The organism is Cutibacterium sp. KB22876, from assembly GCF_059728865.1.
The window spans coordinates 561,169-579,575 of sequence record NZ_AP040858.1 but is presented as its reverse complement, the minus strand read 5'-3'; the positions used below and the strand labels follow the sequence as shown (position 1 = coordinate 579,575).

Sequence of the window (18,407 nt, the reverse complement as noted above, 5' to 3'; positions counted from 1 at the left end):
CTGCTCACCCTCCCACTGTGCCCCACCAATGCCTCGGAAATCTAGAATGACACTCGTACGAGTGTGGTCTATTTCACCCACAGGGCGTCACAGAAAGCCCTGTCGGTAGTGTTCACCGCCACAGGGCATGTTGGGGATCAACGAAGGAGGCATCGTGCGAGTCAGACACCTGACGACTCTGGCGAGGGAAGATGCCGCATCCCTTGGTGTTTCCGGAAATCTTCGTCCTTGGGGGATTGACGCCGACTCGTCCCTTCCTGACTGGGCTGACGCCGCATGCCGAGCCTGGGGGTTCTTCGGGGTCGCGAGCCGGCACGGAGACGAGGTCGACGGGATCATCCTGGTGGCACCCGAATCCTGTCTTCCCGTCGAACACCCGATGTCGAAAATTCCCCGTACACCCGGGGGAGCGGTTCTGGTGGGCTTCCTGCCTCATCGAAATGATGTTTCTTGGGGGCGAGTACGCACCTCGTTCCTGGCAGCACGCCTGAACGGGTCGGTTCCGGTCATCGAGGCCGGTGCTGTCGTCGGACCATGGGTTGATCGGCGGCTTGCGCCGGTGACCTGGTTGGAGTCGTGGGGATTCCAGGAGGCCGACCCCATGTGCGCGGGGCCCGTTCGACGGATGAGGCTGGATCTGCGTAGGTCAGTCAAGACCGAGGAGACGTGGGCGGAACGCTTGTTCGGGTGGCTGCGTGGTAACGGACTTGCTCCAGCTGACGTCGGTCGATTGCGATGGCCGACGGGTTCAGTGCGCCATGATCACGAACCGCCGGCGACTTTTATTCAGACCAGGACGCAGTCTCCGCAGCAGGCCATTCGCGAGCCGCTCACCTGATAGTAGAGACAGCAACTACGTCGATGGAACCCTGGACCAGCAGTAATACCAGGGCGAGGGTCGACCATGATCAACAACTCGGTCGCAGCGTCGATGGCGGCCTGGCGTAGATCAGGACGGCAGCGGGAAATCATGACCACCGACGTGCTCACGGCCGACGCGAGGTTGTCGCGAGCAATAATTTTGCTCAGCCCGGCCACGATGAAAGCATCCGTGATCCTCTCCACTGCCGAGTCGGTGATTTTCGCCGATCCTGGTTTCCAGGCCACTGACACCGGAATCGGAGCCTGAAGCACATCCTGGAACCAGAGATCCTCCAGGCGGGGGAAAATGACATCGTGGCCCAGAGCCCGTGCTGTCACCACTGGCACGACGAGCCTGGCGACAATTCCCAACTGAGTGGCGGACAAGGCGACCCGACGGGGAACTGGACCGGGAGCTGCGGCGACATCGTGACCGTGACCGGCCCTTCCCTCGTGGCGTTGGGCCAGCAGGGCCTCGTGGGTGTGGTTGATGCGACGGTCCATGACCTCGGGCGTCACCAGTTGGGTAGCGGGAAGCCAGGAATTGGCGGGGGCCTCGTTGGATCGGTGGTTTTCGACACTGACCCACTCGTCGAAACCCGCTGCAGTCAGATCGATGATGTCCACGCACCCATGGTGCTTCCCCCACGGTGGCAGGAGCAGCTGAATTGGGATTTTTGGACCCGGGGCGTCGGTAAAACGCTGATCCTTCGCAGCGAGCGGGGTTGGTGACAGGCACACGACAACCTTCCGGGGACAGTCACCAGGATCCGGGTGCAAAAGCTCCATCTCGGACAGGGCTGAGGCACTCGGATGCGTCGATCCTTGGCGAGGCGGGGATTTTGCCACCATGAGGAGGGCGGCTGTGGAAGACCCCGCAGGGAGAGATCGGTCCCGGGTGACATCACCCGGGACCGTCAATCTCAGCGGAAGTTGACCTGCCGTCCGAGGGTTCCCACCAATTGCTGGCGGTATTCCTCACTGACGGCCCGGTCGTGGAAGCCACGGACGTGATCCAGGCGAGCCTGGACGTCAATCTCCTCGCAGGCGGCGGCGTTGCGCGGGTCAGCCATGAACTCCTCGAGTTGTGCGATGCCCCTCTCGGAGCGTCGGACGTCCTCGGCCTGCTTGGCGTCGAGGCGCTCGGCATACCAGTCAGAGGCCAGCACGGACTCATGGGTGAACATTTCTCTCAACTCGGGATCGTCCAGGGTCCAGCCCTCCGAACAGGTCCCGTTGGCCATGACCTCGAGCAGGGCCCGAATCGGCGGCACGGCCAGTGAGATCGTCCCGTCGTCGAAGTAGGCCTTGGCCACCCGGGCGTGAGTCATCGAGATCGTCCGCACCGAATCAGCGAAGATCTCGGCGTCCTGCAGCTCCGGACGCAGCATCTCCGGGGTGAAAACCGTATCGGGGTGCAGGAAAATGCGGCCGAAGTAGGCGCGCATGAACTTCTCGGTCATGCGGTAGCCCAGACGGGAAGCGAGAATGAGCTCGCCGTCCTTCTCGAAGTCCTCCATCTTCTCCAGGTACCCGCCCTCGATGAGGGTCTTGGCATCCCTCTCCGTCGGCGACATCCGGGAGAAGATTTCCGGAACGAGCAGGGAGATGTCGTGGGCCACCTCGACGTTGGGCCCGATGAACCCGGCCGAGGACAGCCAGCCGTCGTAACCCGACAGCACGAAGGACAGGAAGGAGGAGTTGAGGTCAAAGACCGCCGGCAGGGCATTGAACGGAGCCTTCGTCAGCGCCCCCTCCGAACCGGCACCCGTCGTCGAGGGGCTCTTGCCGGTCATGGAGGAGATGAACTCCATGAACAGCTCCGGCAGCTCCATGTAGTGCAGTGGGTTGTAGGCGCACAGAGCCGGAATCTTGTCCTCCGGCGGGTTGTTGCGCCGTCCAGCGGCGACGATGTCGACCGGGAGCGGTAGTGGCTCGTTGACCCGACGGCCGTGATACAGGTGGCTGGCCAGGTTCGCGATGGCCGTCTCGCGCGGCTTCGCGATGTCGGGACGAATCTGCAGGTAACGCGGGTTACGCGACCGCACCCCGTCGATGAGGCGCGGATCAGCACTGGAGACGATGTACTTCGGTTCCTCGGAAGGATCGGAGTCGGCGAAATTCGACAGGAACGTGCGCATCGGCTTGGTGAACTTCGAGAAGGTCACCACGTCGTCACGCATCGCCGTGACGTCCTCGCGAGTCAGCGGCTGATAATTCGAGATGAACAGGCCACGCTCACTCATGTCGCGCTCGGTCTGGGTGTCATAGCCACGGTGAATGGCGTCGTCAGGACGCTGGAAGAGGAGAGCCTCGCAGTTGGCGACGACCTTGCGCGACAGGCCCTCTGGACCGGTGACCATGCCAGGAGAGGTGACGATGGAGGCCGTCATGTCGTCCTCGGTCTGGACCTTGATAGCCGGGGCGTAGTCGTGGCGCAGGGTGAACAAACGCCAGGAACCGTCGGGCTGGAAACCGACGCGAGCCATGCTCACTAGGATCTTCTGGCCGTCGAGTCGCACCATGTTGCCGTGCCGACCATTCGTCGGCGCGACGGTGAAGTGGGAGCGCCAGTCGTCACCCCATTCCGGCTTGTAGTAGCGCTTGATGGTGAAGACGAGCTCCTTGCGGAACGACGGGATGGAGTTGATCCAGTCGTTGTACCAATCGGTGAAGTCCGAGGACGGAGTCAGCAGCTTGATGACCGACCCGACAGAACGCTCCGCCGACAGGATCGGACGGTGATCCTTGCCATTGAGCTCGGGATCGGCGAATCGGGTCGAGAAGTCGCGATGCAGGATGTCCTCGACGGCATTCATGTCGGCCTCGAAGTCCGGGACGTAGGCGTTGCCCTGCAGGAAGGTGTCCGAGATCGCCTTGGAGATCTCAGATTTGCCGCCACCGGAGACGGTGCAGCACTTGTGCAGGGTAGTCGACTCACCGTAGGTGCCCTTGAGGTACCACTGGTCGTCGGCCTCGTTGTGGATCATCGTCATGCGGTAGCCGTCAGGGGAGAGGTACTCGGTGTCGGCCCGCATCGGGATGGACTGTGCACCGTCATCCCAGGAAACGGTGCCATCCCGCAGGCTGAACTTAGTCCCGCCGGGCACCAGCAGGACGTTGTCGATGCCGAGGACCTTCGCATGGCCCTTGTCGAGCATCTCGAAGTCATCCGGGTTGTCCGCGACGACGTCGGCAACCGTCTGCTGGCAGCTCGGGGTGGCGTACTCCTGGCCCTGGTTGTGGGAACGGTAGGCGCGGGCACCGCCGGAGTGCTCCTCCTCGGCCAGTCCGAAGAGGTTCGCGGAGTAGGAGATCTGGGTCTTGACCTCCTTCTTGCAGTAGCCGAAGTAGTTGTCGGCGACAATCGTGAGGATGACTCCGGACTCGTCACGGGCGCACAGCTTGAACGGCTTGCCCTCGTTGTAGAGCTCGGACTCATCGGACCAGCACATTCCGTCGCGACGCTGCCGGTCGGTGGCCTGATCAATGTGAGGCAGACCGAGGTCGACCTTGCGGACGAGGTTGAGGTGCGGGGCCAGGATGACGCAACCGCTGTGGCCGGTCCATCCGGCGGGGGCGAGGGCGGAATCGTTGCCCGGCAGCAGCGGATCGCCGGCGTTGCCGAAGATCCCCTCGACGAAATCGAGGTTGGAGACCAGACCACCGGGGGCGAAGAAGCGGATCTCCATCCGACGCTCGGAGACGAAGTCGGGAATCTCGGGAACCACGAGCGGGCGGAGCAGCAGGGACACCCAGGTGTGAGCCTGACGCTCCACGGGCTGGGTGGAGGTGTAGGGGAGCAGGGTGTGTTCCGGTGGGGCCTGGAAGGCGAGGTCGAGGAGACGAGCGACGACCTCGATCGGAACGGCCTTCTTGTCGTCGGGGATTGCCAGACCGCCCTCTGCGACGTGGAAGACGCCGGCCGTGGTGCGGCGGTCATTGCGCGGGTTGTGCAGCACGCCGTTGGCGACCCGGTAACTCGCGACCAGGTCGGAGGTGAACTCGTCACCGTCGACCGGGAGGGAAAGGGCTCGGGCCAGACCGGGCTCATCGAGAGTCAGGGTGGTTTCGGGCAGGTGGGGATGAACGGGGGAGTCCTCGCCGAGGTAACGGTCGATGAATGCTTGGATGCGTCGGTCAGCCGGGCAGAGGAGCTCGGGGATCTCCCGTCTGAGTTCCCGTTGGCGAGCAAGTACCGGGGCGACGACGTCGATGTCGGAGGCGCGCGCGGCTGTCGGCAGTGGCAGGCCGTTGAGCGCCAATCTGAGGTTCACGGAGTCGGTGTGAGCTTGGGTGGCCATGGATCCATTGTCCCCTGAAATTGTGAAGTTTCCATGAGCGTGGTCAGACGGGCATCCAAGAGGGGTGGAGATGGGCGTCAGGGCACTCGGCCTGCGTAGGTGTGGATGGTTCTTGACGTTCGGTGGGTCGACACGTGGGCTCCCTCCACGTCAGTTGCACTTGTGTGGCCGAGGTGCTGGACGACACGGGCACCACAAGGCTTTCTGCCGTTCATCAGGGACAGGCGGTGATTCGCTCTGGATGAAAGGCTACGAACCTCTTGATTGAGTAAACGATTTCACCTATAGTCTGTCACACCTCGGGTAAACGATTACTCATCACTGTCGATGGAGGTTCTTGATGTTGCACAGTCCACACCCCACTGATGCTGTCGAGCAGATGCTGAACGCGTCACTGGACGCCTACGACCTTGAGATCGACGCCCTTAAGAAGGCTCGTGGGCATTTTGAGGAAGATCTCATTCCTGCCCTAAAGGTTCTGCAGGAGTGCCGAGGGAAGATCATCGTTTCCGGACTCGGAAAGTCCGGCCATATCGGGCGGAAGATAGCTGCAACCATGAGTAGCCTGGGTAGCCCTGCTGCATTCGTGCAGTCAGGCGAGGCGCTGCACGGTGATTCAGGGGAGTTTGCCCCAGGAGATGTCGGCATCCTCATCTCAAACTCAGGCTCCACGGCCGAGGTCTGTGCTCTTGCGAATATGCTTCACGGCTGGGGTATCCCGTTTGTCGCCATCACCAGGAACGCTGATTCGCCGCTTGCCCGATACGCTGCCTCAACGATTCGTCTTGGGATCCAGAGTGAAGCGGACCCACTAAATCTTGCACCCACATCCTCGTCAACGGCAACCCTCGTAATCGGTGATGCGCTGGCCGTCGGTCTGATGAGCACGAAATCGTTTACCGCAGAGGATTTCGCACAACGACATCCGGGCGGGGCTCTGGGCGCACAGTTGACGATGAACGAGGAGGTTTCCTCATGAGCGTGGCAGTCGTTGGATCCTTTATGTACGACCTGATGGTTGACACCCCAAGGCAACCGAGAATCGGGGAAACACTTCGAGGAATTTCTTTCAGGCAATCAGTTGGTGGCAAAGGCTTCAACCAGGCTATGGCCGCTGCTGCAACCAATGCTGATGTCATCATGGTTGGGCGACTTGGTGACGACAGTTTCGGTGCTGAGTTTCGCTCAGCAATGCATGCAGCAGCCATCGATGACAGTCATGTGAAGGTGTCGACAACCCCAGGATCAGGGACCGGGGTAGGAATGCCCTCTGTCTTCCCTGACGGAAACAACGCCATCATCATAATTCCGCGCGCTAACCTCGAAGTCAGCGTTGAGGATGTTGATGATGCTGCCCGCGAGATCACTTCGGCTGATGTCCTGTTGCTGCAGCTTGAAATACCAGTGGATTCGGTTGTGAGAGCAGCCGAAATTGCGCATGAGGCGGGAACGAAGGTCATCCTCAACCCTGCACCCCAGCGGGACTTGCCTCCCAAGATCTGGGAATTTGTCGATCTCTTCGTACCCAACGAAGGAGAGTTGCTAGCTTTCGCGGAATCCATGGGGATTCTAGGCGGGTCTGAGGACATCCTTGATGTCGCGCAGAGGTTTGCCGATCAGGTGTCAGTCGTCGTCATTGTCACCCTTGGGGACAATGGTGCCGCCATCTGTGATCCGAACGGCACACCCCGCCACGTCAGTGGTTACCGAGTCAAGGCGGTTGACAGCGTTGGCGCTGGGGACACCTTCTGTGGCGCCCTCAGTGCTGCTCTGTCTGCCAGAATGGAGATTGACGAGGCGATTGACTTCGCGAATGCAGCCGCAGCCCTTTCCGTTACGAAGAGGGGGAGTGGCACAAGTGCGCCGGCAAAGACGGACGTCATCCAGTTCATGAACGATCACACTGGTGCTGGCGCGCGGGGAGGCGCTTCATGCTGATCCAAGATGCATCCACGTTGAACCCTGACGGGTATCTTGACCGAACCCCGAGAATCCAGTTCGCTTTGTTGACAACGCTCTTTGCACTCTGGGCAGCTGCTGCTGCTCTCAATGATATCCTGATTACGGCATTCAAGAGCGTATTCAGTCTGTCTGACCTAGCGACAGGATTCGTGCAGACGGCTTTTTATCTCGGCTATTTTGTTATCGCTATACCGGCTGCCAGATTGATACGAAGATTTACTTACAAGACAGCCATTATTATTGGCTTGATATTATATATAATTGGCTGTTGCTTGTTTATTCCGGCGGGTCACGTAGGAACCTACAGTGTATTCCTTGTAGCGCTATTTGTTATCGCAGTCGGCTTATCTTTCTTGGAGACCTCGGCCAACACATATTCGTCGATGATGGGTACTAAAGAATCATCCACACGTCGGCTAAACATCAGCCAGACCATGTATCCGATCGGCTCGATTGCGGGTATCCTATTGGGTAAGTACTTGGTTTTTGGGAGCGGTGATTCCTTGCAGGGCAAGCTAGCTGCGGCGACGTCTGAGGCCCAGAAGCACGCCATTGCCGAACAATCGCTTAATGCCACCCTGCAGCCCTATAAAGTGATCATTGTCATTTTGATGGTCATTCTTGTGATGTTTATCATCACTGATTTCCCTACCTGTAAACCGATCAAGGAAGATGGCGGCCCACAGGCTGGTCTGGGTGAGACGCTGAATTATCTTCGACACGACAAAGACTTCGTCATCAGCATTGTGACCCAGTTCGTGTACATGGCGATGCAGACGTCCGTCTGGTCGTTCACAATCCGTCTTGCCCTCGAACTTGACCGGAACCTGAACGAACGTGCGGCGAGCAATTTCATGCTGATCTCCTATGCGCTCTTCTTTGTCGGTCGGGGGACAGCGTCCTGGCTAATGGGCAAGTTCCGTCCTGCAAAGGTGCTTCAGGCTTACTCTGTCCTTGGTGCCATCTGCATGATTTATGTGGTGTTCGGCCCCGGTATGACTTCGGTTTACGCCGCGACGGCCTCGGTATTGTTCTTCGCACCCTGCTGGCCAACGATATATGGCTCCGCGCTGGAGTGTGTCAAAGAACCCCGATACAAGGAAACAGGAGGCGCCATTATCGTGATGGCAATCATCGGTGGAGCCGTCGGTCCCGTTATTCAGGGATGGGCTTCGGATACGATGGGATCGATGCAGAAGTCATTCGTTGTCTCGGCTATCTGCTACGTCATCATCCTTGCATACTTTGTCCATATGGCCCGCAGTGACAAGAAGGTGGCCGTGGAAACTGTTAATTCAAAGGAGAACTGAGATGCTCAAAGAGATTCCAGATATTTTGTCACCCGACGCGGTCAAGTTGATGATGGAAATGGGTCATGGTGACACACTATTGATCGCAGATGGGAACTACCCTGCCACAACGAACAATCCGCGAGTAATTCGCGCTGATGGGCACAAATTGACTGATCTGCTGGATGCAGTTCTCAAACTTTTCCCGCTGGATCGAGTTGTTGACGCGCCGGTGACACTGATGTCGACCGGCAACAATACGAAGCCTCCAGTGTGGAAACAGTTTGAGGAGATTGTTGAACGACATGAAGGAGGAGTCCAGTTTGGTCAGCTCGACAGGTATCCGTTCTACGACGCTGGAGCAAAGGCAGCTGGCATCATTCAATCGGGCGACAGAGCACTGTTTGGCAATATCATGCTCCAGAAGGGCGCACTCTGAGCTTGACTCATGGCTCTGATTAGGAGAAAACAGAGAGGGGCACGGGTCCAGAACTCGTGCCCCTATTCTGAGGTGAAGGGGATGTCGGCGTGGCAAGAGTAACCATCAGTGATGTGGCAGCGGCAGCCGGGGTGTCGACCGCTACTGTGTCGAGGGTGATCAACGGGATCGGAAACGTCAATCCTGGGATGCGTGACCGTGTCAGTGCTGCCGTCAACGAGTTGCATTACCGACCCAATCCCACCGGTCGAGTGCTCCGGCAGCAACGCACGGACACAGTAGCCGTACTCATGCCCGACATAAAGAACCCGTACTTCACGGAATTCACCTACTTCTTCGAATCCTCGGTATCCGCTCACAACATTCAGGTCTCAGTCGGCAACACCGATGAATCATTGGTGAATGAGGAGCGGTATGTCGCTTCCGCTATCGAGCAGCGGTCGGCCGGGGTAGTCCTCGCCGTCGCATCGGACAGATCTGAGGCCCCAGCTCTCATCCAGGAAAAAGGAATTCCGCTGGTTCTTTTCGATCGTCTTGTTCATGGGTACACGGGAGCGTCTGTGTCCGTCGACAATCGTGCTGTTGGAGCGATGGCCGCGTCGCACCTGTTCGCGCGTGGCTTTCAGCGTCCAGCAGTGTTGACCGGCTCCCGTCGCGTGTCCTCGACGAGGACGCGTGCGGATTCCTTCTGTGACGCAGCAGCGAAACGTGGGATGGTGGTTGACCCCGAGCTGGTGGTTCAGACTGACACCCGTGAGCTGGGAGCTGAAAACGCGGTATGGGAATTGATCGGGTCGGGCAAGGAATTCGACTGTCTCTTCTCGACGAACGGCCCGCTGACTATGGCTGCGTTCCGTGTACTCCATGAGGCTGGGTGGACGGGGTACAACCGTGTTGGCCTTATCGGTGTTGACGACGAGTTCTGGACCTCCCTCGTAACTCCCCGGGTGACGGTCATTCGACAGCCGGTCACGGAAATCGGAAGAATGGCTGCGAAGCTCCTGATCGAACAGTTTGGGCGGGGTACGGCCGAAGGCCCACGCAGCGTGGTCCTTGCACCGCAACTTGTCGTCAGGGAGTCCACCATGCGCGTTTGATTCTAGTCCTTCGCCATGGGGAGGCCGCCGATCATTGTTCCGTACCGCGCCATCTCCCGCGAAGGTGGAAGGCGGCCATCTTGGGCTGGCGATCCCGGGTGAAGATGCCCTTCCGGTTGCCACCGACGCGCATCGTGCCGCTGGTGGTCGCGAAGTCCGCGAAGTTCCAGATTTGCTCGCCGATGACGGCGTCGAAGGAGTCGAAGACCCGCTCGTTCATCTCGAGGACCTCGACCTGGTACTCCTCGCTCCACGGTTGAGCGGGGGTCTGGTGCAGGCCAGGCATGGTGTCGGCGCCGTACTCGGTGATGATGATCGGCTTGTTCTCGCTAGCCCAGCCCTCCATCTCCTCGCGCCAGTGACGCTCGGCGGCGGCGAGGTCACCGGTGTCGACGTACCAGCCGTAGTAACGGTTGAGGAGAAGGACGTCGGAGTACTGCGAAACCCGGCACGCCCCGTACGGGGCGAGCATGACGTTGACAAAGCTCACCGGGCGGGTGGGGTCAGCGTCACGGGCCACGTCGAAGAGGGGACGGAAGTAGTTTTCTGCCGCCTCGGTCTCGGACTCGGGCTCGTTGGCGATGGACCAGATGATGACGCTGGGGTGGTTCTTGTCACGGGCGATGAGGTCGCGGATGACCTGGGTGTGAACCTTCTGGGTCTCGCCGTTGATGGTCTCCTCGGAGAAGGTGGTGTAGCCCTGGGCGCCAAAAATGCCGCCTCCCAAGCCCATGTTCATGCCCACTGCGGGAGTCTCGTCGATGACGAGCAATCCGTGACGATCAGCGTAGTCAAGGACGTGTTCGGAGTAAGGGTAGTGGGAGGTGCGCAGGGAGTTCGCGCCAATCCATTCAAGGCATGCGGCGTCCCGCAGCATGAGGGCGTCGTTGTGGGCTTTTCCGATGGTCTGGTGATCCTCGTGCATGCCGAATCCGGTCAGGTGGACCGGTTCTCCGTTGATGAGGAGGCGATTTCCGTCGACGCGGACCGTGCGCACACCAAAAGCCTGACGGTAGGAATCGACGACGCGCTCCCCGTTGAGCAGGGAGATTTCGGCCTCGTAGAGGTAGCCTTGACCCGGCTGCCAGAGGTGGACCGAGGGGATGCTGGTGGTCGCGGAGGCACCGATCCCATTGGCGACCTCATAGCCCTCGGCATCGAAAATCGTCACCTGGGTCGTCAGGGAGTCAGAATTCCGCGAGAGGACCGTCCAGCTGACGATTCCGTCATCCCCGTCGAGATCGGTGGTGATGGTGACGTCCTCGACATGTGAGGTCGGACGGCTGCACAGCCAGACATCGCGGTGAATGCCGGCGTAGTTGAAGAAGTCGTGCCAGTACTTTTGCTTAGGGCCCTCGGGCGAGTCGACGACGATGCCCGGCGGAATGGTCTGGAAGGACAGTCGATTGTCGACGCGCACCGTCAGTTGACATTTTTCGCCGGCGCGGACGTGGTCGGTGATGTCGGCCTCGAAAGGAAGGTAGCCCCCGGCATGGTTGGCCACCTCGACATCGTCGACCCAGACGGTGGCGGTGTGGGTGGCGGACTCGAAGTGGATGACGACGCGATCCTCGGCCCAGCCGCGCGGGATGCGGACTTCGCGCTGATACCAGACCGGGCCGACGTAATCACGGACTGCGGGGTCGGTGGAGAGATCCTGGTAGGAGGCCGGAACTGCCATCTCGGTGCGCTCCGGCAGCAGCTGGGTGAACCATCCCTCGGCCTGGCCGCGGTCCTCGGCGTCGAAGGCGAAGTGCCACATTCCCGACAGACACTTTGTTTCTCGGGTAGGGGTGTCCTGTGGTCGAAGCATCATGGCCTCCCGGTGCTCTCTATTGTGGGATGCTGATTTGAGGCCGAAGGGGTGAGCTCGGAGATGACCGTGATCGTGCGGTCGTCGCTGGGTCGCAGGGCGAAGTCCATGGTTCCCCATGGTGGCTGGTAGTCGCCTTCGACGTGGGTGTGGACGGTGACGGTGGTGGCGTCGTGGTCGACGGTCCAGGTCAACCAGTATCCGTGCCCATCGCGGTAGCCATAGGTGTGGCCGTCGTCATCGAAGAAAAACCCCTCCGAATGGCCCTCGCCATCAGGAAGGTAGAGAACGATCCGGTGCGGGGAGTTTTCGACAGTCTGCGTCGTGATGATCTCGTCGGTGGGCTCGGGAAGGGTGCACTGTGGGATTCCCGCTCCAGCGCGAACGAGTAGGGGAAGACGGTCGAGCGGGGCATCGAGGGTGACCGTGCCGGGGTCGTGGTGGATGCCGGTGTCGAATTCGAACCAGCCGCCTGGGACGTCGGGAAGGGTGACGGTACGGGTGGCCTGACCTTCCTCCACCACGGAAGCGACCAGGAGATCACGTCCGAGGAGGAAGTCGTCGGACTCCTCGAGGAGGGAATCATCGAGGCTGAACACCGGGTTGACGATGGGTTCGCGTCTCTCTGCCGCCAGGTAGGACAAGGTGTAGAGGAACGGAATGAGCCGGTATCGCAGCCGGATCATGCTCCGGACGATGTCGGTGATCCCCGGATACATCCACGGTTCGTTGACCGATCCGTCGTCATGCCAGGAGTGAATGGTGAATCGCGGGTGCATGACGCCGTTGGCCACCCAGCGGGCGAAGAGCTCGGGGCTGGGGCGAGCGGTGCCGGCGAAACCGCCGACGTCGTGGCCGAAATTCACCAGGCCGGACATGCTCATCCCCACGCCCATCCGGGTGTTGTACCTCAGGGTGCGCCAGGAGGTGGAATTGTCACCACTCCAGGTCTGGACGTAGCGCTGCAGCCCGAGCGGTCCGGACCGGGAAATGAGGAAGGGGCGCTCGCCGGGAGCGGCCTCGCGCTGGGCCTCGTAGGAGGCGCGATTCATGAGCAGGGCCTGCACCGGGCGGATCCGGTCGAGTTCCACCGGGTGACCAAAACCGTCACAGGTGGCGTCCTCGGACCACAATTCGTACTCGTTGTTGTCGTTCCAGGTGGATTCCACACCCATGTCGATGAGCTGGCGGCGGACGTTGTCCTTCCACCACTGGACGCCGCGCGAATTGGTGAAGTCGACATTGCTGCCGTGGCCACCCCAGAACATCGAGGTGACGGGTTTGCCGGTTGGTGAGTCGGTGACGAAGATTCCCGCCTCGGCGGCGTCACGGTAATAAGGGTGGGTCGTAAGCAGGGCTGGCTTGATATTTGCCGCTAGATGAAGGCCGGCGTCACGGAACTTCGCGGTGGTGTCGGTGGGTTGGGGGAATTTGTCACGGTTCCAGGTGAAGACGTACCGACGCGGCCCAATGGTGGTGTACCCCGACGACAGCTGGAAGGAATCACAGGGGATGGCGTGCTCCCGCAGCAGGTCGATGAATTTGAGCAGCTGGTGGGAGGCGTCCGGGGCGTCGGTGTAGTGCATCGTCGAACCGGAGTAGCCCAGGGCCCAACGCGGCAGGAAGGCTGGGTCTCCTGTGAGGCGAAGGATCTGCGGGGTGAGGCCAGAGACCTGGTCGGCGGTCATGACCCAGTAGTCAATGTCGCCGTGGTCGGCCTGCCAGGAGGTGAAGGGGCGGTGATAATTGTCGACTTCCGCTCCCAAGTTGAACCGCGACGCCGACAGGTTGTCGTAGAAGATGCCGAAGGCTCCGTTGGCGGTGCGGGTCATGAGGAAGGGGACGTGCTTGTACAGCGGGTCAGTGCTGCTGGCGTCGTAACCAAGGGCATCCAGGCAGCGCATGTCGAAGATACGTCCGGTGCGTTCCAGGTTTCCGGCCTTCTCACCGAGCCCGTAGTACCGGTCGTCGAGATTGCGAACCCGATGATGGGCCACCCGACCGGTCCGCGATCCGATCTCGTAGGCACCTGTGGGGCGGTCCTCGCTGACCGTGACCCAGCCGTCAGTTCGACGTTGCCAGGTCATCCGCAACGGACAGTCCCGGATGATGACCCGTAGGGAGTCGGTACCAACGATGAAGGCTTTCTCGTCGGGATCGGGGGAATCGACCGGCTCGTCGGCATAGACCCCGGAGAATTCCGGGTGGCGGGCGATCTCCGCTGCACTGTCAGCGACGGTCGTCGTCACCTCGACGTCCTCGATGGGCCCGATGTCGCGGGAATTGCCCTGCCACGCCGGGGCGGGGGAGTGGTCGAGCAGGTCGTCGGGGCCGAAGCCGGTGTGGTCGGTGACGTCGGGGCCGGGGCTGATGCTCCAAGTACGATCGAGCTGGGGACCGCCGATGTCGAAAACTCGCACGTGGGCGATGGCCCGCGTCACAAATGTGACGGAGGCACACCATCGGTCGTCAATTGTCAGCCGGATGTTCGACCCGGTCGTCGAGTGATCGGTGATTCTCAGGAGCGTGTCCATGGTGTGCCTCCGTGATGGTGGGATCAGGCGTTGTGCTCAGCTTGGGCCTCGTGGCGGCGGGCCAGTTCGTCGGCATTGGCGATGACCTTGGCGCGGGTGAGCGGGTAGCCCAGCAGGAGGAGGGCAGCGCCGAGGCAGCAGATCGTCGGGATAGCGGTGGCGAGGGTGTACAGGTTATTGACGACCGACTCAGACTGAACCGTGCCGCCCTGAGAGGAGGACTGGTAGCCGACCATCGTCAGCATGACACCACCAATACCACCGGCGATGGCCTGAGCGAGCTTGCGGGCGAAGGAGTTGACGCCATAGATGACGCCGTCCTCGCGCTCCCCCGACATGACCTCCTGAGCGTCGATGACATCGGTGATGAAGGCCCACACCATGAGGTTGAACACACCGGCACCCAGTGACCCGAAGAACAGGCCGACGAGGAAGACCCAGGGGCTGTGGGTGTGGATGATGAGCATGGTGCCGTACACGGCCGCGCCGAAGAACAATGCCACCGTCGCAGATTCTTTCCGACCGAATTTCCGCACCAGGGCTTGGGCGAAAGGCGCAACGAGGATGACTGTCGTGAAATTGAAGACCAGAGCGATCGACATTGCTGTCTTGTTCTGGAAGTAATCATTGAACAGGTAGGTCAGGGTGACGCCGGAAAGATTCTGGTTGATGACGACAACAATATCGATGATGACCAGCATGACGAGGGCCTTATTATGGGCCATCTCCGAGAACATCTTTCCCAGCGGAACACGCTCGGTCTTGTCGATGCGAATGCGCTCCACGGTGAGCATCGTCAGAGCGACATAGCAGAACAGACCGAGGATGGCGAAGACCGCAGCACCTATGAAGAATCGGTGCGGATTGATCTGATGGGAGTTGTTGCCGTACATGATGAGCGGCACGACATAGCTGACGATAGCGGCGCCGGAAGCCGATCCGATGCTACGGGCGGTGGACAGCGAGGTCTTGTTGCGCGGCTTGCCCGAGATGGCCGAAGCCATCGACCCATAAGGGATGTTGACGAAGGAGTAGAAGATGCCCCAAGCCAGGTAGGTGACGAAGGCATAGATGACGCGCGTCGTCATGGGGAGGTGCCCGGCAGCTGGGAGAAAGAGCAGAATGGCGGAGGCGGCGAGTGGGAACTTCATCCGCATGACCCACGGGGTGAACCGTCCGTGCTTGGTCATCTTGGCATTGTCGATGAGGCGGCCGACCATGATGTCGACGAAGGCGTCGACCAGTCGGGCGGACATGAACAGCGCGCCCACCAAGGCGGCCTTGAGGCCGAACACATTGGTGTAGAAGATCATGAGAAACGAATTCACCAGGTTGAAGGTGAAATTGTTTCCTACGTCGCCGAGCGCGTAACCGATCATGTCGCGAATATCGAAATCGCGAGCGTTCACCGCCTTAGCCTTCTGGCTCTTCGTCGTAGTGGTCGACATTGACAACCCTCTGTGTTTTCGGGGCTGCGACGGTCATCGTCACAGCATTTGTGGACAGGCAACATCGCCTTGTTTAGAGAGTCGCACTGCGGCGCTGAGAACCGCGATCCTTTGCCACGGTTTGCACCCTGTGCATCTCGGGCATGAGGCACGCCGGCCAGCGGTAGAGTCAGAGCATGGGGGTAGGCGAGGGGTCCACCACACCGGTTACCATCAGCGACGTCGCACGGGCTGCCGGTGTTGCTCCGTCCACTGTTTCCCGGGCGTTTTCTCGTCCGGGACGGGTGAGTGTCAAGACGTCGGAACGGATCTTTCAGGTTGCCCGGGAGCTCGGTTATCGTCAGGACGAGGTGCCCAGAGTATCGGCGAGTCGAACCCATCATCTCGTGGCTGCGTGCGTTGCTGATGCCATGAACCCGGTGTTCGGTGCCACCGTCAAGGGGATTTTCGCCGGCGCCCGTAAGCGGGGCTACATGGTCGTCCTCATCGACTCCAACGAGTCCTCCGAGATCGAGTCCGAGACCACGAAGCGATCCCTGGTCACCGTCGACGGTTTCATTTTTGCCGGCTCACGTATGTCTGACGCCGGTTTACGGCACCTGGCCGGGATGAAACCGGTGATTACCGTCAATCGCAAGGTGCCAGGGGTGTCGTCGGTGACGCCGGCTGCTGATGAAGGACTTGGAGACGCGCTTGCCCATCTCGTGGCCGATGGACGCTTCACGGTGACCTACCTCGCGGGGCCCACGGCATCGTGGCAATCCGGAGTGAGGTGGCGCAGCTTGCTCGACGGGGCGCGGCGAAATGGACAAGTGACGGTGCATCAACTCGCCTGCCCGACACCCACCATCAGGGGTGGCATCGAGGTCTTCGACATGTGGAAGGCCCACCCAACCTCGGCCGTCATCGCCTACAACGACCTCATTGCCATCGGATTCATGAGGCGAGCGATGGCTTGTGGGGTGAAGGTTCCTGAGGACGTGGCCGTCATCGGGTTCGACGACATCCCGTTCTCGGCGTTGGTCTCGCCGGCCCTGTCAACGATTTGCGTCAACCAGTTCCAGATGGGCGTGGTCGCCGTCAATCGTCTTCTCGACATGGTGGAGAGGCCGAGCCGACATGAGCGTCGGGCCCCCAGCGAGGACATCGTCCCGGTGTCCTTCATGGAGCGTGAATCTGGCTGACGAAGTGGGGCAAGTGACGGCAACTCGTTCCAGGAAATGTCGTCACGGGGCACAGTGAATGTCATGTCAACGTCGACTCTCACCCTTTCCGAGGATCGCCTGCTACCCCGCGAGTCCTCCGCCCTGGCCGCTGCGCGCGAAATCTACCGATCCACGAAGGATCTGCCCATCATTTCTCCCCATGGACACGTTCCGGTGTCATGGATCGCTGATGACCTGGCCTTCTCCGACCCGACGAGCCTGCTCATCACCCCCGACCATTACGTGAATCGCCTGCTGCACGCCAATGGTGTCGATCTCGAGGACCTTGGTGTCGGTCGAGAGTCTATGAGTGAGGAGGACAACCGGAATGCCTTCCGAATCCTCTGCGAACACTGGCGCGACTTTGCAGGTACTGCAATGCGTTACTGGCTGGTTGACCAGCTTGTCGGTATTTTTGGCGTCACCGAGCGCCCCAGCGTCGAGACCGCTGATCACATCTATGACGCCATCGCTGAGCACATCGCTCAGCCCGACTTCCGCCCCCGAGCCCTGATGGACTCCTTCGACATTGTCTTCATCGCAACCACCGACGACCCATGCGATGACCTTGACGGCCACGCGCGGTTGGCTGCGGATGAGACCTTCACCCGTCGTGTTGCTCCCACCTTCCGCCCTGACAAGTACCTGGAACCGGCGGCCGAGGGCTGGACGGACCTCCTCGCGAAGCTGTCCGAGGTGAGCGGCTACGACGCGACGACCCTCGACGGGTTCACCGCCGCCATGGAGACTCGTCGTGCCTACTTCAAGGATCACGGAGCGGTCTCCAGTGACCACAGCCACCGTGATCTCGGCACCGTCATTCTTGGCCACGATCGTGCAGCGACGATTTTTGCCGACTCGGTTGCGGGGCAGGCCACTGTTGAGGAGATGACCTTGCTGCGTCGGCATCTCTTCACTGATCAGGCAAGGATGGCCAGTGAGGACGGCCTGACGATGACCGTCCATCCGGCGGTGCACCGCAACCACGACACGTCCGCCTTCCGCCGCTTCGGGGCCGACATCGGCTCTGATGTCCCGATTGCCTTGGAAGCCGTGGACTCCCTGCACCCGTTGCTCGACAAATTTGGGAGCACCGACCTCAAGCTGGTCATCTTCACGATCGACGAGACCCTTTATTCGCGGGAAATCGCTCCGCTGGCCGGTTGGTACCGCAGCCTCTACATAGGAGTGCCCTGGTGGTTCATCGACGCCCCCGAGTCGGTGATGAGGTTCAAGCACGCCATCACGGAGATGGCTGGGTTCAGCAGGGTGAGCGGCATGATCGACGACACTCGCGCCTTCTGCTCGATTCCTGCACGCCACGACATGAGTCGGCGTCTGGATGCCGCCCATCTCGCCGAACTGGTGGTTTCAGGCAGGCTTGACCTGGACGAGGCGGTCGAGATTGCTCACCGACTCGTCGTGGAGCAGCCCGCCCACGTTTTCGGGCTCTGA

General features: G+C 60.6%; 13 protein-coding genes. 8 read left to right on the top strand and 5 right to left on the bottom strand.

Annotated elements, in window-relative coordinates:
• The first annotated feature begins 154 nt into the window (after positions 1-154).
• A complete protein-coding gene (locus AC6I1W_RS02645; protein ID WP_117188423.1) occupies positions 155-838 on the top strand; it encodes a hypothetical protein in 684 nt (227 codons plus the stop codon).
• Here AC6I1W_RS02645 and AC6I1W_RS02640 read toward each other — a convergent pair.
• Together AC6I1W_RS02640 and AC6I1W_RS02635 are read right to left on the bottom strand one after the other, a co-directional pair.
• Positions 787-1,488 carry a (2Fe-2S)-binding protein gene (locus AC6I1W_RS02640; protein WP_065672906.1) on the bottom strand — a complete coding sequence of 234 codons (702 nt, stop codon included), beginning with the start codon at positions 1,486-1,488 and terminating at the stop codon, positions 787-789. The two genes, AC6I1W_RS02645 and AC6I1W_RS02640, sit on opposite strands and share 52 nt — an antisense overlap.
• 296 nt (positions 1,489-1,784) lie before the next feature.
• Positions 1,785-5,165, bottom strand: a complete 3,381-nt coding sequence (locus tag AC6I1W_RS02635) for a PPi-type phosphoenolpyruvate carboxykinase family protein (RefSeq protein ID WP_117188327.1) — start codon at positions 5,163-5,165, stop codon at positions 1,785-1,787.
• 340 nt (positions 5,166-5,505) lie between these two features.
• Between AC6I1W_RS02635 and AC6I1W_RS02630 the strand changes: the two genes are divergently transcribed.
• From AC6I1W_RS02630 to AC6I1W_RS02610, 5 genes are all read left to right on the top strand, one after another.
• Entirely contained in the window at positions 5,506-6,144 is a 639-nt protein-coding gene (locus AC6I1W_RS02630; RefSeq protein ID WP_065672904.1) for a KpsF/GutQ family sugar-phosphate isomerase, read from the top strand.
• Entirely contained in the window at positions 6,141-7,103 is a 963-nt protein-coding gene (locus AC6I1W_RS02625; RefSeq protein ID WP_069102164.1) for a ribokinase, read from the top strand. The genes AC6I1W_RS02630 and AC6I1W_RS02625 overlap by 4 nt, the downstream gene beginning before the upstream one ends.
• A complete protein-coding gene (gene fucP / locus AC6I1W_RS02620; RefSeq protein WP_117188329.1) occupies positions 7,097-8,437 on the top strand; it encodes an L-fucose:H+ symporter permease in 1,341 nt (446 codons plus the stop codon). Before AC6I1W_RS02625 ends, fucP begins: the two co-directional genes overlap by 7 nt.
• 1 nt (position 8,438) lies before the next feature.
• Positions 8,439-8,855 (top strand): RbsD/FucU family protein, encoded by a 417-nt coding sequence (locus AC6I1W_RS02615; RefSeq protein WP_117188331.1) that lies wholly within the window; start codon positions 8,439-8,441, stop codon positions 8,853-8,855.
• A gap of 89 nt (positions 8,856-8,944) precedes the next feature.
• The gene (locus AC6I1W_RS02610) at positions 8,945-9,952 is read left to right on the top strand and encodes a LacI family DNA-binding transcriptional regulator (RefSeq protein WP_065672900.1); all 1,008 of its coding nucleotides are present in this window, start codon (positions 8,945-8,947) and stop codon (positions 9,950-9,952) included.
• 31 nt (positions 9,953-9,983) lie between these two features.
• Here AC6I1W_RS02610 and uidA read toward each other — a convergent pair whose 3' ends face one another.
• From uidA to AC6I1W_RS02595, 3 genes are read right to left on the bottom strand one after another with little or no spacing between them, the layout of a single operon-like run.
• Positions 9,984-11,768, bottom strand: coding sequence for a beta-glucuronidase (gene uidA, locus AC6I1W_RS02605; protein WP_117188333.1), 1,785 nt, complete (start codon positions 11,766-11,768; stop codon positions 9,984-9,986).
• The gene (locus AC6I1W_RS02600; RefSeq protein ID WP_117188335.1) at positions 11,765-14,299 is read right to left on the bottom strand and encodes a glycoside hydrolase family 31 protein; all 2,535 of its coding nucleotides are present in this window, start codon (positions 14,297-14,299) and stop codon (positions 11,765-11,767) included. The genes uidA and AC6I1W_RS02600 overlap by 4 nt, the downstream gene beginning before the upstream one ends.
• A gap of 23 nt (positions 14,300-14,322) precedes the next feature.
• Positions 14,323-15,747, bottom strand: a complete 1,425-nt coding sequence (locus AC6I1W_RS02595; protein ID WP_065672897.1) for an MFS transporter — start codon at positions 15,745-15,747, stop codon at positions 14,323-14,325.
• A 176-nt stretch (positions 15,748-15,923) separates the two neighbouring features.
• Between AC6I1W_RS02595 and AC6I1W_RS02590 the strand changes: the two genes are divergently transcribed.
• Both AC6I1W_RS02590 and uxaC read left to right on the top strand, forming a co-directional pair.
• Entirely contained in the window at positions 15,924-16,931 is a 1,008-nt protein-coding gene (locus tag AC6I1W_RS02590) for a LacI family DNA-binding transcriptional regulator (protein ID WP_065672896.1), read from the top strand.
• A 63-nt stretch (positions 16,932-16,994) separates the two neighbouring features.
• Entirely contained in the window at positions 16,995-18,407 is a 1,413-nt protein-coding gene (gene uxaC / locus AC6I1W_RS02585) for a glucuronate isomerase (protein WP_065672895.1), read from the top strand.